The organism is Ureibacillus sp. FSL E2-3493, from assembly GCF_038077515.1.
In the GTDB taxonomy this organism is placed as follows: Bacteria; Bacillota; Bacilli; order Bacillales_A; family Planococcaceae; genus Ureibacillus; species Ureibacillus halotolerans.
In genome coordinates this window covers 2,657,334-2,682,481 of sequence record NZ_JBBOPK010000001.1, presented here as the reverse complement: position 1 = coordinate 2,682,481, position 25,148 = coordinate 2,657,334, and the positions used below count along the sequence as shown (strand labels likewise).

The following is a 25,148-nucleotide window of genomic DNA, read 5'->3' as shown; positions in this document are numbered from 1 at the left end:
TTCAATTAAATGTTTATTGAAAAACAATGCTTTTATTATAATGCTATAAATGAAAAGGTCAAACGAAAATTCATAGAAAGAAAGGCAAAGAACTTTATGGATAATAGATATTCTAGACAACAATTATTCAGTCCAATCGGTGAAAAAGGGCAGCAACAATTAAAAGAAAAGCATGTTTTGATGATAGGTGTAGGTGCATTAGGTAGTGCTAGTGCAGAGGCTCTAGTTAGGGCAGGTATTGGCAAGTTCACAATTATTGATCGGGATTATGTTGAGTGGAGTAATTTACAAAGACAACAACTGTATACTGAACAAGATGCTCAAGAAAAAGTTCCGAAAGTAATCGCTGCAAAAAATCGACTTCAACGTATTAATTCTGAGGTGGAAATTAACGCATTAATTTTAGATGCCGATACTGATCAATTAGTAGGACTACTTGAAGATGTAGATATTATGATAGATGGGACAGATAATTTTGATATTCGTTTTATGATGAATGATTTGGCACAAAAATATAAAATTCCATGGGTTTATGGCTCTTGTGTTAGTAGTTATGGTGCGACTTATACGATCGTGCCAGGAAAAACACCTTGTTTACATTGTTTGCTAAAAGTCATGCCCAACACAGGGATGACATGTGATACGGTAGGAATCATCAGTCCAGCTGTCCAAATCGTAGCAGCTTACCAAGTAGCTGAAGTATTAAAACTTTTAGTCGGCGATGAAGGGGCAAGACGGAAAACTTTCTTAACTTTTGATGTTTGGAAAAATCAACATTATGAAATAAATGTGGAAAAAATGCGCAATGATAATTGTCCATCCTGTGGCCATAACCCCACATATCCTTATTTAGCCTATGAAAATCAAACCAAATTAGACATTTTATGTGGTAGAGATGCTATGCAAATTCGTCCACCTAAACCGGTTCACTATAATTTAGAACAGCTTGCTAATCAACTTCGCCCTTATGGTGATATTCAACTAAATCCTTATTTACTTTCTTACCAAACACAAGATTATCGAGTTGTCGTTTTCCAAGATGGACGAGTGGTTATTCATGGTATACAGGATATACAACAAGCTAAAAGCATTTATTATCGTTTATTAGGATAAAGGAGTGGACCTGATGTTAGAAAAAAGAAAACCAATCCCAGTGGGGGAAGCTGTTCAACGGGTGATGGAATATGCCTTTCAAGAAAAAAAAGAGTTGGTCCCATTACTACAAGCCCATGGACGTTTTCTTGCAGAAGATGTCGCTGCAGATGCTGATGTACCAGCTTTTGATCGCTCACCTTATGATGGTTTTGCTATCCGGTCAGTGGATAGTAATGATGCAAGTTCAGAAAATCCTGTAACCTTTAAGGTTGTAGGAGAAATCGGTGCAGGCTTTGTATTTGAAGATACAGTAGGACAGCTAGAAGCGGTTCGTATTATGACGGGGGCTCCAATTCCAAAAGGGTGTGACGCAGTTGTCATGCTAGAATTAGCCCATACCTTTGAAGAAAATAACGAGATGTATATGTCCATTAAACGGACTTTTGAAGCGGGAACAAATATTTCCTACAAGGGAGAGGACGTTCAAAAAGGAGCTATCCTTTTAGAAAAAGGTCAATATATTAATCCAGGTGCTGTCGCTTTACTTGCTACTTTCGGTTATGACCAAGTGCCTGTTTTTCGAAAACCGATTATAGGCGTTATTGCAACTGGAAGTGAGTTGCTTGAACCCGGAGAATCTTTACAACCTGGAAAGATTCGAAATAGTAATGCGTATATGATGATGGCTCAAATTGAACGTGCTGGAGCAACCGCCAAATACTTTGGGAAATTTAGCGATGATTTGAATGTATGTATTGACGTTGTTAAAAACGCCTTGGAAGAAGTAGATCTATTAATTACTACAGGAGGAGTTTCTGTAGGTGATTATGATTACTTGCCAGCTATTTATGAAGCGATTGAAGCCAATGTATTGTTTAATAAAGTCGCAATGCGGCCGGGAAGTGTAACGACTGTTGCTGCTCGGGGAGAGAAAGTTTTATTTGGACTTTCAGGTAATCCTTCCGCTTGCTTTGTTGGATTTGAACTTTTTGTTCGTCCTATTATTCGCACTGCATTTAGTAATAAGCAGCCACATTTACGGAGAGAGTCCGCTGTTTTAGGTGCCGATTTTACAAAAGCAAATCCATTTACCCGTTTTGTCCGAGCGACAGTTTCGTACGATAACGGACAATTAGTTGCAGTACCTTCTGGTTTTGATAAATCGAGCGCGGTATCTTCCTTAGTGGAAGCGAATGCCTTAATTGTATTGCCTGGAGGTTCTCGAGGATACGAAAAAGGGATGCAAATCGATGTGTTATTGTTGGAAGATTTGCAAGGAAGTGAGTGGCCTTGGAACAACATCGTAAAATCCTACAAGTAGTAGGTTATCAAAATAGCGGAAAAACAACGTTAATGGAACGGCTTATTAGACAAGCAACGGCTCGTGGCCTAAAAGTAGGAACTATCAAGCATCATGGACATGGTGGAATTCCTATGAGCGAATCAAAAGATAGTTTTCGTCATGAACAGGCAGGGGCACAGGTAACAGCAGTTGAAGGAGATGGTACTTTGCGCATGAGTATTCATCAAAACAACTGGAATCTGGACGATATATTAGCGATTTATGCTTCTTTTAAAACCGATATCATCTTAATAGAAGGATATAAAGAAGAACATTTTTCGAAGGTTGTCCTGTTACGTACTTTAGAAGATCAAGCTTTACTTGAAAAAGTGTCCAATATTATTTGTGTGATATATTGGCCATCTTACCCATTAACAAAACCGCTAGAGTATCCAACATTCTCAATTCATGATACAGCACAGTATATGGAATTTTTAATGGCAGAAATGAGGGGGAAAATATGAGTACATCCTTTTTTGAAATCGTAGATAAACCTATTGACGTGGAGGAAGTTAGACAAAAAGTAGTAAGCCGAAACGCTGGTGCGATTACGATTTTCATCGGAACAGTACGTGAAATGACAAAGGGGAAGAAAACACTCCATTTGGAATATCAAGCCTATCCAGAGATGGCGATTAAAATGTTTGAGCAAATCGCTAAAGAAATACAAGAGAAGTGGCCAGAAGCGATCGTTGCGATAACCCATCGCGTTGGTCATCTAGAAATTTCGGATATTGCCGTCGTTATTGCGGTGTCATCGCCCCATCGTAAAATTGCTTATATGGCAAATGAATATGCAATTGATCGGATTAAACAAATCGTTCCTATTTGGAAAAAAGAATATTGGGAAGATGGGACGGAATGGATTGGCGATCAATTAGAAAATGTGCCCTATCCGAAAAATCTACCTAGCGAGGAAGGAGAACGCTCGTGATTAAAATATTGCTTTTTGCCCACTTACAAGAAACAATCGGTCAATCCGAGTTGAAAGTTGACGTGTCAGACTATACAGTTGGTCAATTGAAAGATTGGATGGAAAATCAATATCCACAACTTTCTTTACAAAATATGATGACAGCTGTTAATGAAGAATTTGCAACAGATGATATGATCGTAAAAGACGGAGATACAGTCGCCTTTATTCCACCTATTAGTGGGGGATGATAAATCCTTTAACATATTCCGAGCAAATCTAAAAAAGTCGATTCCTATTGTATAGGAAGTCGACTTTTTTTAGTTACAATTCATTTATGAATTTGGAGCCCCTCTTAGGGTAATAGGTAAATTTCATAATTTGGTGGCTCAGGCAATGTTGACTTATTTAAACGCCCTTCTTTGATTAATTCATCCAACGTTTTTTCTACATCCTCAGACTGAACACCAAATATATCTGCAATTTTTACTGTAGAAAGGGCTGTGTATTTCGGTTTTTTCGTTGAAGAAACAATCATATTTTGAACACGCTCATATAATACTTCCTTATCCATTTTTTTCAAACCTTTCTTATAATCAATTTCAAAAATGAATCAAATAGAGTATCCATTATAAGATTAACCTTTGAGCCTTTTTCTTATGCCTATTTGATTTATAAATTATTGGATTTTTAACGCAAAGACTACCGTTTTTTTATCGATAAGGTAAATATACATGATTATCCCTTTATTTATTGGACATACTTTGGAGGAATATTGTTTTGTAGGAGCATCCATCAAATATTGTAAATAAGGAGTAATGATATGAAACAAACTTCATTTTCCATCCAAATTAATGGGCAAGAATTTGCGGCCCATTCTGATCAAACCATTTTGGAAGTCGCCCAGGCAAATGAATCTTATATACCGAGTATCTGTTATCATCCTAATCTTGGAACTATTCAAACTTGTGATACATGTTTTGTCAATGTTGATGGTGAAATGGTCCGTGCATGCGCAACAAAAGTACAACCTGGTATGAATGTAGATACAAATTCTAAAGTTGTAAAAGATGCTCAGTATGAAGCAATGTCTAGAATATTAAAGAACCATGAGCTGTATTGTACAGTTTGTGACAATAATAATGGGAACTGTGTCGTTCATAATACAGCCGAATATTTGGAAATTGAACACCAAAAATATGAATTTGAAGCAAAGCCATACCCACCAGATCACTCCCACCCATTTTATCGATATGAGCCCGATCAATGTATTTTATGTGGAAGATGCGTAGAGGCATGTCAAGATCTACAAGTAAACGAAACATTGACTATTGATTGGAATCGAGAGAAGCCCCGCGTGATTTGGGACAACGATGTACCGATTGATGAATCTTCCTGTGTAAGTTGTGGACATTGTGTAACGGTTTGCCCATGTAATGCATTGATGGAGAAATCCATGCTCGGTGAAGCTGGTTATTTAACAAATATTCCACCTAAAATTTTAGAACCAATGATTGATTTAACAAAAGAAGTAGAACCAGGCTACAAGGAAATTTTTGCGATTTCCGAAATGGAAGCAGCGATGAGAAAGGCAAGAATTAAACGTACGAAAACGGTATGTACGTATTGTGGGGTCGGATGTAGCTTTGAAGTTTGGACAAAAGACCGTAAAATTTTAAAAATTGAGCCTCAAGAACATGCACCGGTTAATGGCATTTCTACATGTGTGAAAGGGAAATGGGGCTGGGATTATGTCAATAGTGAAGAGCGCCTAACAAAACCTTTAATTCGTAAAGGGAATGAATTTGTGGAAGCGACTTGGGATGAGGCCCTTAAATTAATTGCGTCAAAATTATCAGGTATTAAAGAACAATATGGACCTGATTCCATCGGATATATTGCTTCATCGAAATGTTCCAACGAGGAAAATTTCCTATTCCAAAAATTTGCCCGCGCGATTATGGGGACAAACAATGTTGATAATTGTTCAAGATATTGTCAATCACCTGCAACAGCAGCCCTTTTACGGACAGTTGGAATTGGAGGAGATTCTGGAACAATAAGAGACATTGAAAAGTCGGAATTGATAATTGTAATCGGTGCGAATCCAGCTGAATCCCATCCTGTTCTTGCAACGCGTATTAAACGTGCCCATAAGCTTCACGGACAAAAACTTATCGTGGCAGACTTGCGGGAAAACGAATTAGCACAGCGTGCGAACCTGTTTATTCATCCAAAACCTAGTACGGATCTTATTTGGATTTCCGCTGTAACAAAATATATTTTAGATCAAGGCTGGGAAGATAAAGAGTTCTTAAAAAATCGGGTAAACGGTTTGGATGAATATATTCAATCTTTAAATAAATACACGCTAGACTATGCTGAAAAGGCAACAGGACTATCAAAAGATGACATGATTCAAGTAGCTACTATGCTTCATAAGTCTAAAACGGCTTGCATACTTTGGGCGATGGGGGTTACCCAACATAAAGGTGCAACCGATACGAGTACTGCAATCGCTAACTTGCTACTTATCACTGGAAATTTCGGACGCCCAGGAACAGGAGCATATCCGCTTAGAGGACATAACAATGTTCAAGGTGCTTGTGATTTCGGTACAATGCCTGCATGGTTGCCTGGATATGAACCGATTCAAGATGACAAAGTTAGAAAACGTTATGAAGAAGCATGGGGAGTTACATTACCGAAGGACCCAGGTTTGGATAATCATCAAATGCTGGAAGGGGTTAAGGAAGGCAAACTGAAGGCGCTGTATTTATTTGGTGAAGAAATGGCATTGGTAGATTCAAACGTGAATTTTGTCGATTCGATGCTTGAGAAATTGGAATTTTTCGTTGTCCAAGATGTGTTCTTTAGTAAAACAGCCCAATTTGCTGATGTGGTATTGCCAGCATCCCCGAGCCTTGAGAAGGATGGTACGTTTGTTAATACAGAACGTCGAATTCAAAGGTTTTATAAAGTGTTTGAGCCCCTTGGTGATTCCAAACCGGATTGGATGATATTCCAAGAACTTGCGAATCTTCTCGGTGCGAATTGGAATTACCAACATCCAAGTGAAATTATGGATGAAGCAGCGAGTCTTGCGACATATTTTGCAGGTGTTAGTTATGAAAGGTTGGAAGGGTTCAACAGTCAAATTTGGCCGGTTAAAAAGGATGGTACGGATTCGCCACTGCTATACGAAAAACGATTTGTCTTCCCAGATGGCAAAGCGCGGCTTGTTCCAGTTGATTGGACGCCTCCTTTTGAAGCAGGAGAAGAATATGACCTACACCTTAATAACGGTCGTTTGTTAGAACATTTCCATGAAGGAAATATGACGTATAGATCTGAAGGTCTTACCCATAAAGTTCCCCATCCATGGCTTGAAATTTCGCCGGAATTGGCAAAGGAAAGGGGCGTTGAAGACGGTTCATTAGTACGTCTTACATCTCCATACGGACAAGTTAAAGTAAGAGCCATTGTCACGGACCGTGTAGCAGGAAAGGAATTGTACTTGACGATGAATACGCGGGAAGATGTTGAAGCAGTTAACCGTCTAACGAGTAGTTATCATGACTTGATTACCCATACGCCGAACTATAAAGAAATGGGTGTCAAAATGGAAGTATTGGAGCAAAAGGGAGAACCGCCGTTGCCAAAGGTAAATCATCGATTTGGAAATCGTATGCCGCAAATTAGTGTACGAGTGGAGGAGAAATGGAACCGAGATGATTTTACCCCAATTACAGATTTATTCGAAATAGGAGGAGAACAATATGGCGGAAGCAATCAAGCAAATTAGAAAAGAAATTCCTACTCCCGAACAGGAACAATCACAAGCAATTTCAGAGATTATCGCTGCTTTAGCAAGTAATCGAGAAGCGATTATATCAACAATTGGAATTATTAAACATCTCCAAGATATGGGGGTGTTAGAAGCAATAAATGGCTTGCTTGAAAAACGGGTTGATGTAGGGGCAATTGCTATACAACAGGTCAACCAGCCGGGTATGCATAATATAATTAAAAACGGTATGAATACTTTTAAATTCCTTGGTCAATTGAATCCGGATGAATTACAAGTCCTTCTAAATGGAGTTACTCGTGGTCTAGAAAAATTAGGGGAAAGAATTGATCGAAATGATAAAGTCAGCTTATGGCAACTTGGAAATAGTTTTCGAAACGATGAAGTAAGGACGTCCCTCTTTACTATGCTAGGTTTGTTGGAAGGGATGGGAGAGGTATTTCAAAGGGATAAACGAGACCTACATTAAAAAGGAGATTGGATAAATTGGAAAAGGGAAGCATTAAAATTGAAGGATTACAAAATGAGGAAGATGTTCATAAAGTCCTTCAAGCTTTGGAATCAGTTTGGGGAGTCCGCGATGCAGAAGTAAGTTTAGCAAACAAAACGGCTACTTTTGCTTATGATGAGAAAGCTGCCTCCCATGTAGATTTTCTTCAAGCTGTAAAAGATATAGGGTATAACGTGTTGAATTAGCATGTGTCGATAAGATTTTGTTGGGAGGAGGAGCAAGATGAAAGTATGTGAAGTTTGTGGGTTTGAAGAAAACGAAGAACAGGAAAATAATGAACAACCTTCAACAAGAATACTTCATGTATGTGAAAACTGTAGAACGGATCGTGATTTTCCTTATTTTGAACATGAGGAGTTACAGTAATTTGAAGCGAGCACAAATTTAAACAGGTGTAGACAAACAATTTGTTTGTCTACACCTGTTTTATTTAACCTTAATCATTCTGTTTTACCCGTACAACTAGCAACATTAAAAAGGAAAGGATGACGATTGAAATGACCCACATCCACGCCAATTGCATATTACCAGAGTCAATCGCAATATAAATGGCAGTAGGAATTGTCTGTGTTTCTCCCGGAATGTTACCAGCGAACATTAAGGTAGCGCCAAATTCACCTAATGCCCGTGCAAAGCTTAATATCGCCCCAGAAATAAGACTTTTTGAAGCTAGGGGAATGGAAATAAATAAGAAAATTCTCCATTCGTTGGCGCCATCTACTCTAGCTGCCTCTTCGATATTAAGGTCGACTCCTTGAAAGCCTGATTTGGCCGACTGATACATGAGGGGAAAGGCTACTACAATCGAAGCGATGACAGCCGCCCACCAAGTGAAAATAATCGGTTGATGAAAAAGCCATTCAATAGCTTGTCCAGCTATACTATTCCTTCCAAAAACGACGATTAGGAAAAATCCAACAACTGTAGGCGGGAGAACCATAGGAAGCATGAGAAGGGTTTCTACAATGGCTTTTCCCTTAAAAGATTTTCTAGCAAAAATTCGGCCAATTAATGTTCCAAGCAAAATAACGACAATACCTGATATAGTCGCGATTTTGATGGACAACCAAATAGGGCTTAAAAATTCTTGCATAAAATCTTTATTTAGTAGTAAATCCATATTCCTCAAACACCTTTAACGCTTCGTCGCTTTGTAAGTACTCATAAAATTCCTTTGCTGCTTCGTAATGTTTGGAATCCTTTATAATGCCAACAGGGTAAATAATAGGAGAATGGGTAGCAGGATCGGCAGAAGCAACAATTTCTACTTTATTTGAAACGGATGCATCGGTTTTATACACAATGCCAGCTTCCACATTACCAGTTTCAACATAGGATAATACTTGCCGAACATTCTTTGCATAGACTACTTTCGATTCAATATCTTTCCATAAATCCATCTTTTCAAGGGATTCTTTGGCGTATTTTCCTGCAGGCACTGTTTCAGGAGTTCCGATTGAAATTTTATCTGTTTCTGTTACAAGGTCTTCGAATTCTTTAATGGATTGATTTTCTTTCGGGACAACGAGTACAAGTTCATTTCCAAGAAGATCTATTCCATCCTCTTTTGCGATCATTCCCTCATCAACGAGCAAATCAAACTTATCTTCTGCAGCTGAGAAAAATAAATCCACCGGCGCTCCTTGTGAAATTTGTTGCTGCAAAGAACCAGAACCCCAAAAGTTGAATTGCAACGTAATTTCGGGATGTTCTTCTTCGTATGTATGTTGAATAACATCCATTGCATCTTTTAAACTAGCTGCTGCTGAAATAGTTAATTGCTCCTCCTTACTTTCAGAGGTTTGTTCCTGCTTGTCTGAAGATTGATCTGCCTGTTCGTGATTAGAACATGCTGCGACAAAGATAAGTAAAAATAAGAAAATAGTTGTGAATTTAAAGCGATTTTGCATGTTTAGACTCCTATCATCCTTTATAGGAAATTATTTATAACAATTTTTATTCCATTCCTTTAAATAAACATTTTAAACTGACAATTATTCATCTAGTGTAATGCGATTTTTTGTTTCGTAATCAAAAAAATGAACTTTATTCATATCCAATGCTAGTTTGAACATTTGTCCTTGTTGGACAACAGATTGTGTATCGATTCGTGCAGTGAATGGTTGCCCTGCGATTTGCGAATGGAGAATATTTTCTGCCCCTAACAACTCTATAACTTCTATTTTTGCATCAATAAAAGAATCTACTGTAGATGTTTTATGAAAATCGTGAAAATCTTCTGGACGGATACCCATTATGATTTCTTTGTTCAAATACCCTTGTTTACGTAAATCCATCATTTTACTTTCTGGAATCGGGATTGACAAATGGCCAATACGGATTTTGCCATCTAAAAGGGTACCAGAAAAAAAGTTCATCGGAGGTAAGCCAATAAAGCCTCCAACAAAAACATTATTAGGCTTTTCGTACACTTCTTTAGGAACACCAACTTGTTGAATGACCCCGTTGTTCATTACAACTAGGCGAGTTGCCATTGTCATTGCTTCTGTTTGGTCATGGGTTACGTAAATGGTAGTCGTTTGTAACCGTTGATGTAGCTTTATAATTTCAGTACGCATTTGGGTACGGAGCTTTGTATCTAAATTTGAAAGGGGCTCATCCATTAAGAATACTTTGGCATCTCGAACAATGGCACGACCTAATGCTACCCGTTGACGTTGCCCACCTGAAAGAGCCCTTGGTTTGCGGCTTAAATATTTTTCAATATCTAAAATATGGGCAGCCTCTTTTATACGACGATCAATTTCATCCTTTGGGAATTTACGACTTTTTAAACCAAATGCCATGTTTTGATAGACGTTCAAATGGGGATAAAGGGCGTAGTTTTGGAAAACAAAAGCAACATCACGATCTTTTGGAGAAACATCGTTCATCGGTTTTCCATCCATTAGAATGATACCTTGTGAGAGATCTTCTAAGCCGGCTACTAGTCGTAAAAGGGTAGACTTTCCACAACCTGAAGGTCCAACTAAAACAATAAATTCTTTATCTTTTATATCAAGGTTGAAGTCTTTTACTGCTTGTATATTATTATTGTAAGTTTTATATATGTGTTGTAGCTTTAATTCAACCATAACCACCATCCTTTTAAAACTATGTAGTCCCGTTGGTAGATAAAAAATAAACGCGTATAAATATACTGCACACATTGTAGGATAATATCATGAATAATTTTTTATACCTTATTATAATATAATAGATTGATATGTGTTTCATTTATAACACTTTATCAGTATTAGATATTCTAAAAATAGGTGTGATTGAAAAGGATAACTAGCATGAATCTTGTCATTTACCTTTAGATGTGGAGATATATTCTCTATATTGGGGGGAATGGGGGAATCTTATAACTTTCTGAATAGTATTTATTGCTAATTTGTTTCGATTCATCTTATTTTACTTTAAACATTAATTCCGAAATAAAAAGAATGCCCAAAAGCAAAGCTTATAGGACATCCTTAAAAATAAATTACATAGTACTAATATCAATAACGAAGCGATATTTTACATCTGAAGCTAGTACGCGTTCGTAAGCTTCATCAATTTGATCAGCTGAAATAACTTCAATTTTAGGAACAATGTTATGTTTTGCACAGAAGTCTAGCATTTCTTGAGTTTCACGGATACCACCAATCATTGAACCGGCAAAGGAACGACGATGCCCAATTAAATTCATCACACCGACTGATAACGGTTCTGCAGGGGCACCAACATTTACTAATGTGCCATCAAGTGCTAGTAATCCTAAATATGCATCTAGATTAATCTTTGCACTAACTGTGTTAATGATTAAGTCAAAAGTTCCGGCAAGTTTTTCGAATGTTTCTGGATCACTTGTTGCATAGTAATGATCTGCCCCTAATTCAAGACCATCTTCTTTTTTCTTCAATGTTTGGGATAGAACTGTTACTTCGGCACCCATTGCATGAGCAATTTGGACAGCCATATGACCAAGACCACCCATACCGACAATCGCTACGTTTTTACCAGGAGCCGCTCCCCAATGTTTTAATGGAGAATAAGTCGTAATCCCGGCACAAAGAAGTGGAGCTGCAACATCAAATTCGATGTTATCAGGGATTCTCAAGACGAAGTCCTCAGATACAACAATGTGAGTAGAATAGCCGCCTTGAGTAGGCTCGCCATATTTATCTACACCAGCATACGTTTGGATATTTCCTTTAAGGCAATATTGTTCTTCCCCTTTAAGGCAGTTTTCACATTCACCACAGGAGTCAACCATACATCCGACGCCTACTCGGTCACCTACTTTGTATTTTGTCACATTTGGCCCAACCGCTGTAACAACCCCTGCAATTTCATGGCCAGGAACAAGTGGATAATGGACTGGACCCCACTCACCATGGGCAGTATGAATGTCAGAATGGCAAATGCCGGCATATTTAATTTCAATTAGCACATCATGTAAATCAAGATCACGTCGTTTAATTTCGGCTGGACGGAACGGTTTGTCAGGACCATCAACAGCTCTAGCTTTAGCAGTTATCATAATATACCTCCTATAATACAATTCCTTTTACAAGAGGATAGAGGTGATATCCTACTATTTCTCTTGCAATTCAATGTTATTCCTTATAGTTAACTCTAGGTCAATAGTTAATTTCTACTGAAAGTTTGTTCAAATGATTGGTAGTAAGTATGGTTAGTGAGTTTATCGTAGCAGTCGTTATAACTTTCGTTGGAAGTGGGCTGGTAGAGATAGTAATATCGGAGAGAGGGAATTCCATATGAAAAGATATAAAAAACCACTTCATTGTTTGAAATGAAGTGGTTTTCGTCTGTTTTATTGAATACGTAAAATTGGTTTAATTGCTTCGCCTGATTTTGATGCTTCAAAAGCTTCGTTAATTTGATCGAAATCAAAGAATTTTACTAATTTATCAAATGGGAATTGACCTGCTTTGTAATATTCAACTAATTGTGGAATAAAGACGTTAGGTACAGCGTCGCCTTCAATAACACCCATCATCGTTTTTCCTTCAGCCATTATATCGTTATGAACATCAATATTCATTTCCGGTGTAACACCAACGATTGCAGCAGTACCAAGGGGACGTAGGGCTTGTAAACATTGTCGAACAACTGGTGGAACCCCTGTTGTATCTACGGCGTATTTTGTACCGCCATTTGTCAATTCTTTAATTTCTTTTACGACATCTACTTTTGTTCCGTTAAATGTATGTGTAGCTCCAAGTTCTTTTGCTAGTTCTAAACGTGAATCGTGTACATCAACTGCAATAATTGTTTTACAGCCTACGATTTTAGCAGCCATAATCGCACTTAAACCAACTGCTCCAGCACCATAAATCGCAATTGTTGAACCGAATTCTGGTTTCATTTTATTTAATACAGTACCTGCTCCTGTTTGAATTCCGCATCCTAGAGGACCAAGTAAAGCTAAATCGACATCTTTATCAACTTTTACTACATTGCGCTCATGGGCAATGGCAAAGGTACCGAAAGAGGATTGACCGAAAAATGTAGAAAGGGGTTGTCCATCTTTTGATAAGCGGTGAGTATGGTCGTCATGCATACCACCAAAGTTTAAGTCATTGAACGTTTCACAAACGGATGGGTGACCTGTTAAACAGTTATCACAATGACCACAATGGGCAAAGGATAATACAACATGATCACCTTTTGCGAAACGAGTAACACCTGACCCAACTTCTTCAACAATACCAGCACCCTCATGACCAAGTACGGCAGGAAGGGGAGCGATGGCTGCATCCCTTGCAACAGCATCTGTATGACAAACACCTGTTGCAACAATTTTAACTAATACTTCATTTGCTTTTGGTGCAGCTAATTCTACTTCTTCAAGAACAAAATCTTGCCCTTGTCCATTTGTAACAGCAGCTTTAATTTTCATGGGAAAACACTCCTAAAATAATATTTTATTTCATGGATATTTCGAACGTATTTATCGTAATCCTATGGAAAAATCGGTACAATAGTTCAGAGTGAATAACTATATACATTATGATTCATAAGGGGGGAGAATATGCAGTTATTACAGTTACATTATTTTTTAACTGTTGCAAAGACCGAGCATATGTCTCATGCTGCATCTGCTTTAAATATTTCACAATCATCTTTAAGTAAAACGATTGCTAAATTAGAAGATGATATAGGAGTCCCTTTATTTGATAGAAATGGAAAGAACATTCGACTGAATCGTTATGGAAAATATTTTGCAAAAGAAGTAGAACGAGCGCTAAGAATTTTAGAAGATGCCCATGAAGCTGTTCAAGAAATGGCTGGGATAGAGGAAGATCAAGTCTCTGTAAGTGTGATGAGCTCTACTATTCTCCCTCCTATTTTTAGAAGTTTTTATGAAAGACGACCGAATGTCCGAATCTATCAATCCATCCTACCTGATGTAGTTGCTAAAGAGCGGTTAATTAGTGGGGAAATTGAGCTATGTGTTTCCAATACCCCGATTATAGGACAGGGCATTGAGTGGCTTCCTGTCTTAAAAGAACGGTTAGATTTAATCGTTCCGAAAGATCATTGGTTAGCTCAATATGATGAAATTGATTTAATCGAAGCGAAAAATGAGCGCTTTATCGGCTATAAATCAGGATTAGAATCGGTTAGTATGTTTGAGCACTGTTGCTTACAATCCGGCTTTAAACCGAACATCGTTTTCGAAGGAACCGAATTATCGATTGTTTTACAGCTAGTCGATGAAGGACAAGGGATTTCCTTCTATCCCGAGTATTCCTTTTTAGGCAATCATTTAAAAAATACAAAAATTATTCGTTTGAAAAATGACCACTGCTTCCAAATGGTAGGATTCGCTTGGTTGAAAGATAGAAAGTATTCCTACGTAGCAACACAGTTTCGCCAACATATGATTCAAGCATTTGCTGACATTAATAAAAATAGTAATAGTAGTTTAATAAAATAGTTTCATAAGGTAACGAAAAAAGCGCAATGTGGCTTCCTTTTGAGACCATCATTTTGCGCTTTTATTGTTTAATTATTAAAGTTTTTTTAAGCATTGCTCAATGCTTCCTGTTTCTCATTTATCTCAATTTCAAAACCAAGGTCTTCTAGCATTTGATAGTCAACATTTACTTCTTGACCAGTTGTTGTTAAATAATCACCAACAAAGATGCTATTGGCAGCGTATAGGGCAAGAGGTTGTAGTGTACGTAAATTCACTTCGCGACCACCTGCAACTCGAATTTCTTTTGTTGGATTCATATAACGAAACAATGCGAGAACTTTTAAACAATAGATTGGATTTAATTCTTTCGTACCTTCGAGCTTTGTCCCATCAATGGCATTAAGGAAATTAATTGGAATCGAATCAGCATTCAACTCTCTTAATGCTCGTGCAATTTGAATAACATCTTCTTTCGTTTCTTTCATGCCAATGATTGCTCCAGAACATGGGGAAAGACCATGTTTTTTTACAATGTCAATTGTATTGATGCGATCTTCATAAGTGTGAGTTGTTGTTATATAAGAATGATGACGTTCTGATGTATTCACATTATGATTATAGCGATCAACACCAGCTTGTTTTAACTGTTCTGCCTGTTCGTCTTTTAGCAATCCAAGGCAAGCGCAAACTTTTAGCCCGTATTTTTCTTTAATTTCTTTCACTGCTTCACTCACTACATTCACATCTTTACGTGTCGGTCCGCGTCCACTTGCGACGATACAATAAGTACCGATTTTACTTTCAAAAGCACGTTTTGCCCCTTCTAATATTTCCTCTTTTGTAATAAATGGATATTTTTCAATTGGCGCCTTAGATTTAGATGATTGGGAACAATAACCGCAATCTTCAGGACAATATCCACTTTTGGCATTCATAATCATATTTAATTTTACTTTTTTACCATAATAGTATTTACGGATTTGAAATGCACCGTTAAGTAGAGGAAGTAATTCATCATCATCGCTATTTAGTATCGCTAGCGCTTCATCTTCACTTAATTGTTTCCCATCAATTACTTCTTTCGCAAGCAGAGTCCACATTTATTTCTCCCCCAATGTTCTTGATTGTTTAATAGGTAGTATTTTTAAAACTTTTTGCAGTCGGAATGCTAATAAGGCAGCGAAGATTCCAAGAATAATATCTTTTGGGAGTGGTATTAGCATCCAGCCCCAAATCAGCTGATAGGAAAGTTCAGGTGGTGCATCTGCCCAAACTTTATAGGACATGTACATCCAATTCGTTCCTACTAAATAGATAATGATCATTGAGGTTAATGCTGCTACAATGTAGGACGTTAATGTTTGGAATGTTTCTACAAGTTTTCCTGCCGTATAAGCCGAAAGAATAAAAACTAAAATAAATCCAAATGTAGGTGACAAAATACTGTCAAAGCCGCCACTAAATTTGGCAAAAACAGGGGCTCCTGCTAAGCCAATCAACATGTAAACTGTACATGCAATCGCACCATTTCTACTTCCTAACACAAGTCCTGCTAGCACAGCAAAAAAAGTTTGTAGTGTAATGGGTACCCCTCCAACAACAAAGAATGGGGCAAAGGATGTAATATTTGCTCCAATCATCATTAACGTTGCGAACATTCCACAGTACACTAAATCTAATGCATTGGTTTTAAAGATTGTCCTTTGAACTGTACTCATAAATCATAACCTCCCTTTTGCGTTAACTTAAATTTTAATTAAGTTAACACAAATTTAAAGGATTTCATAATTTTTGTCAATTACCATTGTTAATGGTTGTGGTATATGGGATTTCTCATTGAAGGTGAGGACTTAAAGCGGGAAAGAACAAAGATTATTGTTACGGGATAAAAATGGAGAATTGAAACGTTTAGATCTGGGCAGAGCATTAAAAGTAGGAAGACTAAAAACCCCGTTCGAGTTTGAACGGGGTTCTGCTTGTAACAAGGCTTTATTCCTTTTACAAATCAAGATTTGGAATGAGGGGGTGTAAAAATATTCTAAAATAACTTTTGTAAGATCGGTTTCTATAAACGTCCTAATCAAGAAAACATTTTTAAATCATTCCATAACGACTTAAAAACGTATTTCTTACTGTACATACCCAAGCTGAGAAGAAATTACTCGAGACGTGTTTAATATTTTTTCTGCTAATTCTTCTTCAATACGCTCCATGGTGATTCGGGTGCTTGGACCAGAAATACTGAAGGAGGCAATAATATTACCCGAATAATTGTATATAGGCGCAGCGATACATCGAATTCCTTCTTCATTTTCAATGTTATCGAGGGCGTATCCAGTTTTTTGAATATGATGAATTTCTTGAAGTAAATCAGTAGGTGTTAAAATGGTGTTATTAGTGCGTTTCTTAAATTGAATTCTTGTCATGATATCCTTTAAATAGTTGTCATCTTTACCTGAAAGCATCATTTTCCCAACACCAGTACAATACATCGGGGCGCGACTACCTATGCGAGAATACATTCGTATTGTCTGGTTACTCTCGATTTTATCGATATAAACGACCTCTTCATTTTCCTCAATACATAAATGTACTGTTTCGTTAATTTCTTTCACTAACTTTTCTAAGTAAGGTCTTGCAACAGTAATTAAACTAGTATTACTTAAAACATTTCGTGTTAAATATAAAACTCGATAGCTAAGGAAATATCGGTCTGTTTCCATATCTTTTCGTACATATTGCAACTCGATTAATGTTGAGAGTAATCGATGGACCGTGCTTTTCGATAATCCAGTTTCAGCAGCTAATTTCGTAATTTGCATACCGTTTGGATGCTCAGATAAATGTTCTAATATGCTGAAAGCGCGTTCAATAGATTGTACGGTTGCCATTTTATTTCTCCACCATTTCTAATATTTTCAATATTTTTCGTAACCTTTAACAATCATATTCGAAAATCAATAGATTTGTAAATCATATAGCAAAATATTAACAGTTGTTAGTATAATTTGCTGAAAAATCAATTTTTTCTTGTAATTATTATTTATTGTGCATATAATGTTTATGAAACGGAACGGTGTTCTACAATGTGGAACAACCTACTTATTTGTTAGCGCTTTCTTTATAAAAAAGGGGGAGAAACTATGAAAATTGTTTATGCACATCACCCTGAAGATGTGAAACATTACACAACGGAAAAATTACGTGAAGAATTTTTAATGGAAAAAGTTTTTGTTGAAAATGCTGCGACATTGCATTATAGCCATGTAGATCGAATTATTTACGGAGGCATTTATCCGATTAACGAAAAAATTACACTAGATGCAGGAAAAGAACTAGCTGCTAAGTACTTTTTAGAGCGACGTGAAATGGGTGTCATTAATATCGGTGGTCCAGGACGAATTGTTTGTGACGATGAAACTTTTGAAATTGGTCATAAAGAAGCACTATACATTGGGAGAGGAACGGAAGAATTATATTTTGAATCGATTGATTCTAGCAATCCAGCAAAATTTTATATCAATTGTTGTCCAGCCCATGCTAAATATCCGACGGTAAAAATTGACCAAGAAAAGGCTATCAAGCGTCCTATGGGAACAGACAGTAACATGAATAAACGAGTTATTAATCAATACATACATCCTGATGTATTAGAAACATGTCAATTAAGTATGGGAATGACGGAATTAGCAGAGGGCAGTGGTTGGAATACAATGCCTTGTCATACCCACGAACGTCGTATGGAAGTATATTTTTATTTTGATATGGAAGAAGATACGAGGGTATTCCATTTAATGGGGCAACCTAACGAGACTCGTCACATTGTTATAGCGAATGAACAGGCAGTACTATCACCTAGTTGGTCGATTCACTCCGGCATTGGCACAAATAATTATACGTTCATCTGGGGAATGTGCGGAGAAAATTTAGACTTTGATGATATGGATCACGTTGCAATGAAAGATTTGAAATAACGCAAAATGGGTGATGACAAATGAAAGTAATTATTTCCGACTGTGACCATGCGGATATTCAAATAGAACAAGAGATTTTTAGAAAGCATCATATTGAGTTTGAGTTGCAACAAAATGAGACAGAGGATGATCTAATTCAACATTGCCAAGATGCCTCTGTCATCATTAATCAATATGCGCCATTTACAGAAAAGGTCTTATCTCAATTACCGAATTTAAAGTTAATCGTTCGTTATGGTGTAGGGGTTAATAATATTGATTTAACAGCAGCTACGAAATATGGAGTTCAAATTTGTAATGTTCCTGACTATGGTACCCATGAAGTAGCGGATCATGCATTGGCATTAATGCTAGCGCTTACAAGGAAAATAACGAAAATGAATCGTTTAGTAAAAGAAGGTATTTGGGATTATCAAGAAAGTATTCCTATTTTTCGTCATAGTGAGCAAGTCGTTGGCGTAATCGGTGTCGGTCGTATCGGTTCTGAGTTTGCCAAAAAAGTGCATGCATTAGGATGTAAGGTAATTGCTTATGACGTTTCAGCACAACATAAAAAATATGAATCTAATTTATCGTTTATAGAATTTGTTGAGTTTGAGCAGCTTGTTACGCAGGCTGATATTATTTCTATTCATTGTCCGTCGGATCAGGCAATGAATCTCATTAATGAAAGCGTTTTAAAAAGAATGAAGCCTACGAGTTATTTAATCAATGTGTCACGGGGTGGCATTGTTGATGAAGACGCTTTATATGAAGCGTTAGCTTCCAATCACATTGCTGGCGCGGCTTTGGACGTTTCGGTAAAAGAACCGATTACGACTGATTCCCCACTTCTTACCCTTGAGAACTTTATTTGTACTCCGCATATGGCGTGGTATTCAGAGCAAGCAGCTCAAGAGTTAAAAAGAAAAGTGGCGGAAGAAGCAGTAAGGTATGTGAAGAACGAAAAGCTTCATTATCCTGTTAATCAAATTTAATGAAAACACATATTGGAGGGGACCAAGGTGAAAAAATCATTCAAACAATTTATGTTTTTAGGGGTTATCGCCCTTGTATTAACCATATTAGCAGCTTGTGGCGGCGATGGAGCTAAAGAAACGGAAGCAGAAGGAACGAGTTCTAACGGTAAAACTCAAGTATTGAAAGTGGCATTTAACCAACCAGAAAACCATCCACAATATAAGGCGATGGAAGAGTTCGGTGAAAAATTGAAAGAACGTACGAACGGCGCATATGAAATTGAAATTTTCCCAAATGAATTATTAGGTGCACAACGCGAAACGATTGAATTAGTGCAAACAGGTACAATCGCGATGTCTATCGTTGCAGGTAGTTTACTAGAAAACTTCAATGAAGACTTTGCAGTATTCAATTTACCATACGTTTTTGAATCAGCTGAACATCAAATGTCTGTTTTAAATGATCAAGAAATTGTAGGAGATTTGTATTCTTCACTAAAAGATCAAGGATTATTTGTTGCTGGTGCATTCCACTCAGGCGTACGAAACGTATATAACAGTGAAAAACCAATCAACACACCGGAAGATTTAAAAGGATTAAAAATTCGTATTATTGAATCAGATACGAACATTAAAATGATGGAACAAATGGGTGGTACTGGTACACCAATGGGTCAAGGTGAAGTATATACTGCTATTCAATCAGGTGTTATTGACGGTGGGGAAAATAATGAATTAATTTATTCTAACCTTAAACATGCGGAAATCGCCCCTTACTATTCTTATACAAAGCACTTAATGTTCCCAGACTACTTACTTGTTAATTCCCAATTATTTGACGGCATGAGCGAAGAACATCAACAAATCTTTAAAGAAGAGCTACTTGCAGCTATTGATCGTGAAGTGGAAATGTGGGATGAAGATGTGAAAAAAGCGATTGAAGATGCAGAAGCAGCAGGAGCGAAATTTAACGAAGTCGATATCGAGCCATTCCGCAAAGCTACTGAATCATTAGTTCAAGAGAAGTTAACATCTGATACTGCTAAAAATTTATATGAAAAAGTTCGTGAAGCAGCGAAATAAATGGTGGTGATTTCATATGGAAGCAATTAAAAAAGTGCTTGATAAGGTGTTATCAACTATATGCGTCGTATTGTTCGGCGCATTAGTTATTCTTGTTACATGGCAAGTGTTTACCCGTTTAGTATTAAACGATCCAAGTGCTATTTCAGAAGAGTTAGCAAAATATTGTTTTGTATGGTTAGTCCTATTTGGTGCTGCTTTTGTATTTGGAGAAAATGGCCATATGCGTATTGAATTTATTCAGGATGCATTGCCAGTAAAACTGAAAATGGGTACTCAGATTTTTATAGAACTAAGTATTATTGTCTTCTCTGCTCTTGTTTTATTATCTGGTGGTTTAACAATAACAAAATTAGCATGGACGCAAATGTCTGCAGCATTGCAAATACCTGTCGGTTATTTGTATGCCGCAATGCCAATAAGCGGATTGTTTATTATTTTCTACTGCGTTTATAACATTTATATTATTTCAAAAACGAAAAAGCCATTGGAAATAGTGGATTAACAAGGAAGGGGCAGTATAAGCGATGGTTTCTGCAGGAATAGCAGGTTTAATTTTATTTGCAGCAGTGGCATTTTTCCTTATCATTGGTGCACCAATTAGTATTAGTGTAGGAATTGCCTCCGTGCTTGCAATGTTTTCCATATTAGATCCTGAAAACGCTCTTCAAACTTCGGCACAACGTATGTTTACCGGGATGAATTCCTTTACGCTACTAGCCATTCCGTTCTTTATTTTAGCTGGAGTAATTATGAATAATGGCGGTATTGCAATGCGTTTAGTAAATTGTGCAAAAGTTTTAGCAGGACGTATGCCAGGTTCATTAGCACAAACAAATGTATTAGCAAATATGATGTTCGGTTCCATTTCAGGCTCTGGGGTTGCTGCGGCAGCTGCTGTTGGTTCAACGATGGCCCCGATGCAAGAAAAGGAAGGGTACGATCGTGCATTTAGTGCGGCAGTTAATATTGCCTCTGCACCAACAGGTATGTTAATTCCACCGAGTAATACGTTAATCGTATTCTCTTTAGTAAGTGGAGGAACATCCATTGCAGCATTATTTATGGCGGGTTATATTCCAGGAATTTTATGGGGTATCGCCTGTATGATTGCAGCTTTTATTATTGCAAAACGAAGAGGCTATAAATCAAATGAAAAAGTTCCCTTTAAAGTATCGTTAAAAGTGTTCATTGATGCGATTCCTAGTTTGTTACTTATCATCATTGTAATTGGAGGAATTATTCTAGGGGCCTTTACAGCTACAGAAGGTTCGGCTATAGCCGTCGTATATGCTTTATTGCTTTCGTTTATATATCGAACGATTAAAATAAAAGATTTACCTAGAATTTTAATAGAATCAACCCGCACAACGGCAATTGTTATTTTCTTAATAGGTGTTTCTACTATTATGTCATGGGTGATGTCATTTACAGGAATTCCAAGACTAATCGCTGATACGTTACTTGGATTTACAGATAATATGATCATTATTTTGATCATTATGAATATCGTTCTTTTAATTGTAGGTACCTTTATGGACCCGACACCGGCTATCTTGATTTTCACGCCTATTTTCTTACCAATCGCATTGCAATTTGGTATGGACCCGGTACATTTCGGAATTATGGTTGTATTCAATTTAAGCATTGGTACGATTACGCCGCCAGTAGGACCGGTTTTATTTGTCGGAGCTCGTGTAGCAAAATTGAAAATCGAACAAGTCATTCGCCCGTTAATACCATTTTTTGCTGTCACGGTTGTCGTATTATTATTAGTAACTTACATACCTGATCTTTCATTATGGTTACCGAAGTTACTAGGCCTCATTGAATAGCAATGAATTAGGGCGTCCGAAAGTATGAGTTAAATTACTTTTGGTCGCTTTTCCTATATGGTAAGGAAAATTTTAGAAAGAAGGTTGAAAAACGTGAAGGCCATTTTTTATACAGCAGGGAACAAAGTGGAATGTAAAGAAGTAAATAAGCCGAATGTGCCGCCAGGATATGTTCTATTAAAAAATGCATACGCAGGTATTTGTGGTACTGATTTAAATATATTTGCAGGTACACACCCAAGGGCACAAGCTCCTCTCATTTTAGGCCATGAATTTTCGGCCACTATTGCAAGTGAACATCCGAAATATCCCATTGGCACAAAGGTGACGGTTAATCCTTTAATTAGTTGTGGTACTTGTATTCCATGTCGTATCGGGCAATCCCATGTTTGTAATAATTTGAAATTAGTAGGAATTGATGTAGATGGGGGAATGGCTGATTATGTAGCGGTCGAAGCAAATAAAGTGATTCCATTACCGGAAAATGTTTCGTTAAAACTTGGTGCCCTAACTGAGCCGATTGCAGTAGCTGTCCATGCCGTTCGTACAGCGAAGTTTTTAGTTGGAGATCGGGCGGTTGTCTATGGAGCTGGAACGATTGGTTTATGTGTTGCTTTAACATTACGAGCATTTGGTGCTTCAGAAGTGATCGTCGTTGAAGCGAATGAACTTCGTCTACAAAAAGCCCAACAATTAGGATTTAAAACTTTTAATTCGTTGAAAGATGATGTTGAAAATGAGCTAGCGGATATGACGAATCAAGAAGGAATCGATTATGTATTTGATTGTGCAGGTCATCCAGCTGTTTTAGCTCAAGTTACAGAAATCGTGAAAGTTCAAGGAACGCTTGTCATTGTTGCCGCTTATAAAAAGCCAACGGAAATGAACTTAATTCAAGGTATGTTTAAAGAATTATCGATTCAATTCGTTCGAGTTTATACAAATCGGGATATGGAATTAGCTTTAGATTTATTATCAAGATTTGAAGAATTTTCAAAGATCATTACCCATGTTTTAAGTCCAGAACAAGCGATGGAAGGCTTTGAATTATTAACTACACCAACAGATGCGATTAAAGTGTTATACGCATTTCAGGAGGAGACCGATGCATCGATTATTTGATTTAACTGGTAAAAATGCAGTTGTTACAGGTGGTAGTCGCGGGTTAGGAAAGGAAATTGCCCTAGGTTTAGCTGAAGCTGGAGCAAACGTCGCGATTATCTCGAGGAAGGAAAGTCCAGAAGTAGTTAAAGAGCTTGAGCAATTCGGCGTAAATGCAGTATCTATTGCCTTTGATATTGGGAACATCCCAATGCATAAAGAATTACTTCATTTAATAGAAGAAAAGCTAGGGGAAGTTGATATTTTAGTTAACAATGCGGGTGTGCAAAAAAGACATCCAGCAGTGGAATTTCCTCAAGAAGATTGGAATTATGTTATGAACGTAAATGCTAACGCTGTCTTTAGTTTATGTCAAACCTTTGGCAAACCAATGTTAGAGCGGGGCTATGGGAAAATCATTAATGTCGCTTCCCTGCTTTCCTTCCAAGGTGGCTTCACTGTACCGGCCTATGCGGCTAGTAAAGGGGCAGTTATGCAATTTACAAAATCGTTAGCTAATGAATGGGCATCAAAGGGAGTCAATGTCAATTGTGTCGCACCTGGCTATATGGCGACAGAAATGAATGAAGCGCTCATCCATGATGAAGTAAGAAGTAGACAAATTCTCGAACGTATTCCAGCTGGACGTTGGGGAACTGGGAAGGATATGCAAGGTGCAGTCATTTTCTTAGCTTCACAGGCATCAGACTATGTCCATGGTTTTACGATTGCAATTGATGGCGGTTGGTTAGGTAGATAGTGTAATCATTTCTTTTAATTTAACTCTAAAACAGTAGATGGAAAAGGAGAGAGATAGATGAGCTTTAAATTAGACTTTTTTTCATTAAAAGGTAAAACGGCATTAGTGACAGGAGCACGTACAGGGATTGGCCAAGCGATTTCCGTTGGATTAGCAGCAGCTGGTGCCCATTTAATACTTGTTGGACACCAAGATAACATGCAGGAAACGCAAAATAAAATTGCTGAATTACAAGGGACGTATGAAACGTTCTTAATTGATCTTAGTGATGTTGAAAATTTAAAAGCGAATCTTCAACCAATCTTAGAGAAATATTCGATTGATATTTTAGTCAATAATGCAGGGGTCATTTATCGTGAACCGGCGGCAGCCCATAACGTAAATGAATGGAACCGTGTAATGGATGTGAATATTAATTCGGTATTTACTCTCTGTCAAACAATTGGAAATCAAATGATTGAAAAGAAATCAGGAAAAATTATTAATATCGCTTCATTACTATCGTTCCAAGGTGGCATTAATGTGCCAAGTTATACAGCAAGTAAACATGCGATAGCAGGTTTAACGAAAGCTTTAGCAAACGAATGGGCATCCCAAGGTGTACAAGTGAATGCCATTGCACCGGGGTATATTTCAACAAACAATACAGAGGCACTTCGCAATGATGAAGTTCGAAATCAATCGATTTTAGAACGAATACCTGCAGGACGTTGGGGTCAAGCTGATGATTTGGCGGGAGCAGCAGTATTTTTAGCATCCCGTGCATCCGATTACGTGTCAGGTCATGTTTTAGTTGTAGATGGAGGATGGATGGGCCGTTAAATCTAGTT

Annotated in this window: 27 protein-coding genes; 18 read left to right on the top strand and 9 right to left on the bottom strand. The window is 37.4% G+C overall.

Going from position 1 to position 25,148, the window contains the following annotated elements:
• Positions 1 to 96: 96 nt before the first annotated feature.
• The 5 genes from MHH69_RS13830 to moaD are packed head-to-tail and all read left to right on the top strand — an operon-like array spanning position 97 to position 3,601.
• A complete protein-coding gene (locus MHH69_RS13830) occupies positions 97 to 1,113 on the top strand; it encodes a thiazole biosynthesis adenylyltransferase ThiF (protein ID WP_341362542.1) in 1,017 nt (338 codons plus the stop codon).
• A gap of 13 nt (positions 1,114 to 1,126) precedes the next feature.
• Positions 1,127 to 2,416, top strand: a complete 1,290-nt coding sequence (locus MHH69_RS13825) for a molybdopterin molybdotransferase MoeA (RefSeq protein ID WP_122972987.1) — start codon at positions 1,127 to 1,129, stop codon at positions 2,414 to 2,416.
• On the top strand, positions 2,380 to 2,901 hold the full coding sequence (mobB, locus tag MHH69_RS13820) for a molybdopterin-guanine dinucleotide biosynthesis protein B (protein WP_406927221.1): 522 nt from the start codon (positions 2,380 to 2,382) through the stop codon (positions 2,899 to 2,901). Before MHH69_RS13825 ends, mobB begins: the two co-directional genes overlap by 37 nt.
• Positions 2,898 to 3,371 carry a molybdenum cofactor biosynthesis protein MoaE gene (locus MHH69_RS13815; protein ID WP_341362540.1) on the top strand — a complete coding sequence of 158 codons (474 nt, stop codon included), beginning with the start codon at positions 2,898 to 2,900 and terminating at the stop codon, positions 3,369 to 3,371. The genes mobB and MHH69_RS13815 overlap by 4 nt, the downstream gene beginning before the upstream one ends.
• Positions 3,368 to 3,601 (top strand): molybdopterin converting factor subunit 1, encoded by a 234-nt coding sequence (gene moaD, locus MHH69_RS13810; protein WP_341362539.1) that lies wholly within the window; start codon positions 3,368 to 3,370, stop codon positions 3,599 to 3,601. The genes MHH69_RS13815 and moaD overlap by 4 nt, the downstream gene beginning before the upstream one ends.
• A gap of 104 nt (positions 3,602 to 3,705) precedes the next feature.
• On the opposite strand, the gene MHH69_RS13805 is transcribed toward moaD, so the two are convergent.
• The gene (locus MHH69_RS13805; RefSeq protein WP_341362538.1) at positions 3,706 to 3,924 is read right to left on the bottom strand and encodes a PCI domain-containing protein; all 219 of its coding nucleotides are present in this window, start codon (positions 3,922 to 3,924) and stop codon (positions 3,706 to 3,708) included.
• Positions 3,925 to 4,173: 249 nt separating this feature from the next.
• On the opposite strand from MHH69_RS13805, the gene fdhF reads away from it, so the two are divergent.
• Genes fdhF through MHH69_RS13785 form a run of 4 tightly spaced genes read left to right on the top strand, consistent with a single transcriptional unit; the run spans position 4,174 to position 8,035 of the window.
• Entirely contained in the window at positions 4,174 to 7,155 is a 2,982-nt protein-coding gene (fdhF, locus tag MHH69_RS13800) for a formate dehydrogenase subunit alpha (RefSeq protein ID WP_122972991.1), read from the top strand.
• Positions 7,130 to 7,627 carry a DUF1641 domain-containing protein gene (locus tag MHH69_RS13795; RefSeq protein WP_341362537.1) on the top strand — a complete coding sequence of 166 codons (498 nt, stop codon included), beginning with the start codon at positions 7,130 to 7,132 and terminating at the stop codon, positions 7,625 to 7,627. Before fdhF ends, MHH69_RS13795 begins: the two co-directional genes overlap by 26 nt.
• A 17-nt stretch (positions 7,628 to 7,644) precedes the next feature.
• Positions 7,645 to 7,854, top strand: coding sequence for a heavy-metal-associated domain-containing protein (locus MHH69_RS13790; protein WP_122972993.1), 210 nt, complete (start codon positions 7,645 to 7,647; stop codon positions 7,852 to 7,854).
• Positions 7,855 to 7,891: 37 nt separating this feature from the next.
• Positions 7,892 to 8,035: a hypothetical protein gene (locus MHH69_RS13785; RefSeq protein ID WP_174232701.1), complete on the top strand. Its 144-nt coding sequence runs from the start codon at positions 7,892 to 7,894 to the stop codon at positions 8,033 to 8,035.
• A 70-nt stretch (positions 8,036 to 8,105) separates the two neighbouring features.
• On the opposite strand, the gene modB is transcribed toward MHH69_RS13785, so the two are convergent.
• From modB to MHH69_RS13760, 5 genes are all read right to left on the bottom strand, one after another.
• The gene (gene modB / locus MHH69_RS13780; RefSeq protein WP_341362536.1) at positions 8,106 to 8,789 is read right to left on the bottom strand and encodes a molybdate ABC transporter permease subunit; all 684 of its coding nucleotides are present in this window, start codon (positions 8,787 to 8,789) and stop codon (positions 8,106 to 8,108) included.
• Positions 8,770 to 9,579, bottom strand: coding sequence for a molybdate ABC transporter substrate-binding protein (modA, locus tag MHH69_RS13775; protein WP_341362535.1), 810 nt, complete (start codon positions 9,577 to 9,579; stop codon positions 8,770 to 8,772). The genes modB and modA overlap by 20 nt, the downstream gene beginning before the upstream one ends.
• 84 nt (positions 9,580 to 9,663) lie before the next feature.
• Entirely contained in the window at positions 9,664 to 10,764 is a 1,101-nt protein-coding gene (locus MHH69_RS13770; protein WP_122972600.1) for an ABC transporter ATP-binding protein, read from the bottom strand.
• 395 nt (positions 10,765 to 11,159) lie between these two features.
• Complete coding sequence (locus MHH69_RS13765; RefSeq protein ID WP_122972601.1) at positions 11,160 to 12,200, bottom strand: NAD(P)-dependent alcohol dehydrogenase; 1,041 nt, start codon at positions 12,198 to 12,200, stop codon at positions 11,160 to 11,162.
• Between the two features lie 294 nt (positions 12,201 to 12,494).
• Positions 12,495 to 13,583: an NAD(P)-dependent alcohol dehydrogenase gene (locus MHH69_RS13760; protein WP_122972602.1), complete on the bottom strand. Its 1,089-nt coding sequence runs from the start codon at positions 13,581 to 13,583 to the stop codon at positions 12,495 to 12,497.
• Positions 13,584 to 13,715: 132 nt separating this feature from the next.
• Here MHH69_RS13760 and MHH69_RS13755 point away from each other — a divergent pair, with 132 nt between their 5' ends.
• Complete coding sequence (locus MHH69_RS13755) at positions 13,716 to 14,624, top strand: LysR family transcriptional regulator (RefSeq protein ID WP_122972603.1); 909 nt, start codon at positions 13,716 to 13,718, stop codon at positions 14,622 to 14,624.
• Between the two features lie 86 nt (positions 14,625 to 14,710).
• On the opposite strand, the gene bioB is transcribed toward MHH69_RS13755, so the two are convergent.
• From bioB to MHH69_RS13740, 3 genes are all read right to left on the bottom strand, one after another.
• Complete coding sequence (gene bioB, locus MHH69_RS13750; protein ID WP_341362534.1) at positions 14,711 to 15,706, bottom strand: biotin synthase BioB; 996 nt, start codon at positions 15,704 to 15,706, stop codon at positions 14,711 to 14,713.
• Entirely contained in the window at positions 15,707 to 16,324 is a 618-nt protein-coding gene (locus MHH69_RS13745; protein ID WP_122972605.1) for a biotin transporter BioY, read from the bottom strand.
• Positions 16,325 to 16,735: 411 nt separating this feature from the next.
• Positions 16,736 to 17,497, bottom strand: a complete 762-nt coding sequence (locus MHH69_RS13740) for an IclR family transcriptional regulator (protein WP_122972606.1) — start codon at positions 17,495 to 17,497, stop codon at positions 16,736 to 16,738.
• Between the two features lie 252 nt (positions 17,498 to 17,749).
• Here MHH69_RS13740 and kduI point away from each other — a divergent pair, with 252 nt between their 5' ends.
• From kduI to kduD, 8 genes are all read left to right on the top strand, one after another.
• Positions 17,750 to 18,580 (top strand): 5-dehydro-4-deoxy-D-glucuronate isomerase, encoded by an 831-nt coding sequence (kduI, locus tag MHH69_RS13735; protein WP_122972607.1) that lies wholly within the window; start codon positions 17,750 to 17,752, stop codon positions 18,578 to 18,580.
• 20 nt (positions 18,581 to 18,600) lie between these two features.
• Positions 18,601 to 19,557, top strand: a complete 957-nt coding sequence (locus MHH69_RS13730; protein ID WP_122972608.1) for a C-terminal binding protein — start codon at positions 18,601 to 18,603, stop codon at positions 19,555 to 19,557.
• Positions 19,558 to 19,584: 27 nt separating this feature from the next.
• Positions 19,585 to 20,622 (top strand): TRAP transporter substrate-binding protein, encoded by a 1,038-nt coding sequence (locus MHH69_RS13725; protein WP_241559335.1) that lies wholly within the window; start codon positions 19,585 to 19,587, stop codon positions 20,620 to 20,622.
• A 16-nt stretch (positions 20,623 to 20,638) separates the two neighbouring features.
• Positions 20,639 to 21,127 (top strand): TRAP transporter small permease, encoded by a 489-nt coding sequence (locus MHH69_RS13720; RefSeq protein ID WP_122972609.1) that lies wholly within the window; start codon positions 20,639 to 20,641, stop codon positions 21,125 to 21,127.
• A gap of 22 nt (positions 21,128 to 21,149) precedes the next feature.
• Positions 21,150 to 22,457, top strand: coding sequence for a TRAP transporter large permease (locus MHH69_RS13715; protein WP_341362533.1), 1,308 nt, complete (start codon positions 21,150 to 21,152; stop codon positions 22,455 to 22,457).
• A 93-nt stretch (positions 22,458 to 22,550) separates the two neighbouring features.
• Positions 22,551 to 23,579: a zinc-dependent alcohol dehydrogenase gene (locus MHH69_RS13710; RefSeq protein ID WP_341362532.1), complete on the top strand. Its 1,029-nt coding sequence runs from the start codon at positions 22,551 to 22,553 to the stop codon at positions 23,577 to 23,579.
• Positions 23,563 to 24,318: an SDR family NAD(P)-dependent oxidoreductase gene (locus MHH69_RS13705; RefSeq protein ID WP_122972612.1), complete on the top strand. Its 756-nt coding sequence runs from the start codon at positions 23,563 to 23,565 to the stop codon at positions 24,316 to 24,318. Before MHH69_RS13710 ends, MHH69_RS13705 begins: the two co-directional genes overlap by 17 nt.
• A 57-nt stretch (positions 24,319 to 24,375) precedes the next feature.
• Positions 24,376 to 25,140: a 2-dehydro-3-deoxy-D-gluconate 5-dehydrogenase KduD gene (gene kduD / locus MHH69_RS13700; RefSeq protein WP_341362531.1), complete on the top strand. Its 765-nt coding sequence runs from the start codon at positions 24,376 to 24,378 to the stop codon at positions 25,138 to 25,140.
• Positions 25,141 to 25,148 lie beyond the last annotated feature (8 nt).

Coding starts and splice junctions, on each gene's coding strand:
- MHH69_RS13830 (WP_341362542.1), top strand. CDS start 97: ATGGATAATAGATATTCTAGACAACAATTATTCAGTCCAATCGGTGAA.
- MHH69_RS13825 (WP_122972987.1), top strand. CDS start 1,127: ATGTTAGAAAAAAGAAAACCAATCCCAGTGGGGGAAGCTGTTCAACGG.
- MHH69_RS13815 (WP_341362540.1), top strand. CDS start 2,898: ATGAGTACATCCTTTTTTGAAATCGTAGATAAACCTATTGACGTGGAG.
- MHH69_RS13805 (WP_341362538.1), bottom strand. CDS start 3,924: ATGGATAAGGAAGTATTATATGAGCGTGTTCAAAATATGATTGTTTCT.
- fdhF (WP_122972991.1), top strand. CDS start 4,174: ATGAAACAAACTTCATTTTCCATCCAAATTAATGGGCAAGAATTTGCG.
- MHH69_RS13795 (WP_341362537.1), top strand. CDS start 7,130: ATGGCGGAAGCAATCAAGCAAATTAGAAAAGAAATTCCTACTCCCGAA.
- MHH69_RS13785 (WP_174232701.1), top strand. CDS start 7,892: ATGAAAGTATGTGAAGTTTGTGGGTTTGAAGAAAACGAAGAACAGGAA.
- modB (WP_341362536.1), bottom strand. CDS start 8,789: ATGGATTTACTACTAAATAAAGATTTTATGCAAGAATTTTTAAGCCCT.
- modA (WP_341362535.1), bottom strand. CDS start 9,579: ATGCAAAATCGCTTTAAATTCACAACTATTTTCTTATTTTTACTTATC.
- MHH69_RS13770 (WP_122972600.1), bottom strand. CDS start 10,764: ATGGTTGAATTAAAGCTACAACACATATATAAAACTTACAATAATAAT.
- MHH69_RS13765 (WP_122972601.1), bottom strand. CDS start 12,200: ATGATAACTGCTAAAGCTAGAGCTGTTGATGGTCCTGACAAACCGTTC.
- MHH69_RS13760 (WP_122972602.1), bottom strand. CDS start 13,583: ATGAAAATTAAAGCTGCTGTTACAAATGGACAAGGGCAAGATTTTGTT.
- MHH69_RS13755 (WP_122972603.1), top strand. CDS start 13,716: ATGCAGTTATTACAGTTACATTATTTTTTAACTGTTGCAAAGACCGAG.
- bioB (WP_341362534.1), bottom strand. CDS start 15,706: ATGTGGACTCTGCTTGCGAAAGAAGTAATTGATGGGAAACAATTAAGT.
- MHH69_RS13745 (WP_122972605.1), bottom strand. CDS start 16,324: ATGAGTACAGTTCAAAGGACAATCTTTAAAACCAATGCATTAGATTTA.
- MHH69_RS13740 (WP_122972606.1), bottom strand. CDS start 17,497: ATGGCAACCGTACAATCTATTGAACGCGCTTTCAGCATATTAGAACAT.
- kduI (WP_122972607.1), top strand. CDS start 17,750: ATGAAAATTGTTTATGCACATCACCCTGAAGATGTGAAACATTACACA.
- MHH69_RS13730 (WP_122972608.1), top strand. CDS start 18,601: ATGAAAGTAATTATTTCCGACTGTGACCATGCGGATATTCAAATAGAA.
- MHH69_RS13720 (WP_122972609.1), top strand. CDS start 20,639: ATGGAAGCAATTAAAAAAGTGCTTGATAAGGTGTTATCAACTATATGC.
- MHH69_RS13715 (WP_341362533.1), top strand. CDS start 21,150: ATGGTTTCTGCAGGAATAGCAGGTTTAATTTTATTTGCAGCAGTGGCA.
- MHH69_RS13705 (WP_122972612.1), top strand. CDS start 23,563: ATGCATCGATTATTTGATTTAACTGGTAAAAATGCAGTTGTTACAGGT.
- kduD (WP_341362531.1), top strand. CDS start 24,376: ATGAGCTTTAAATTAGACTTTTTTTCATTAAAAGGTAAAACGGCATTA.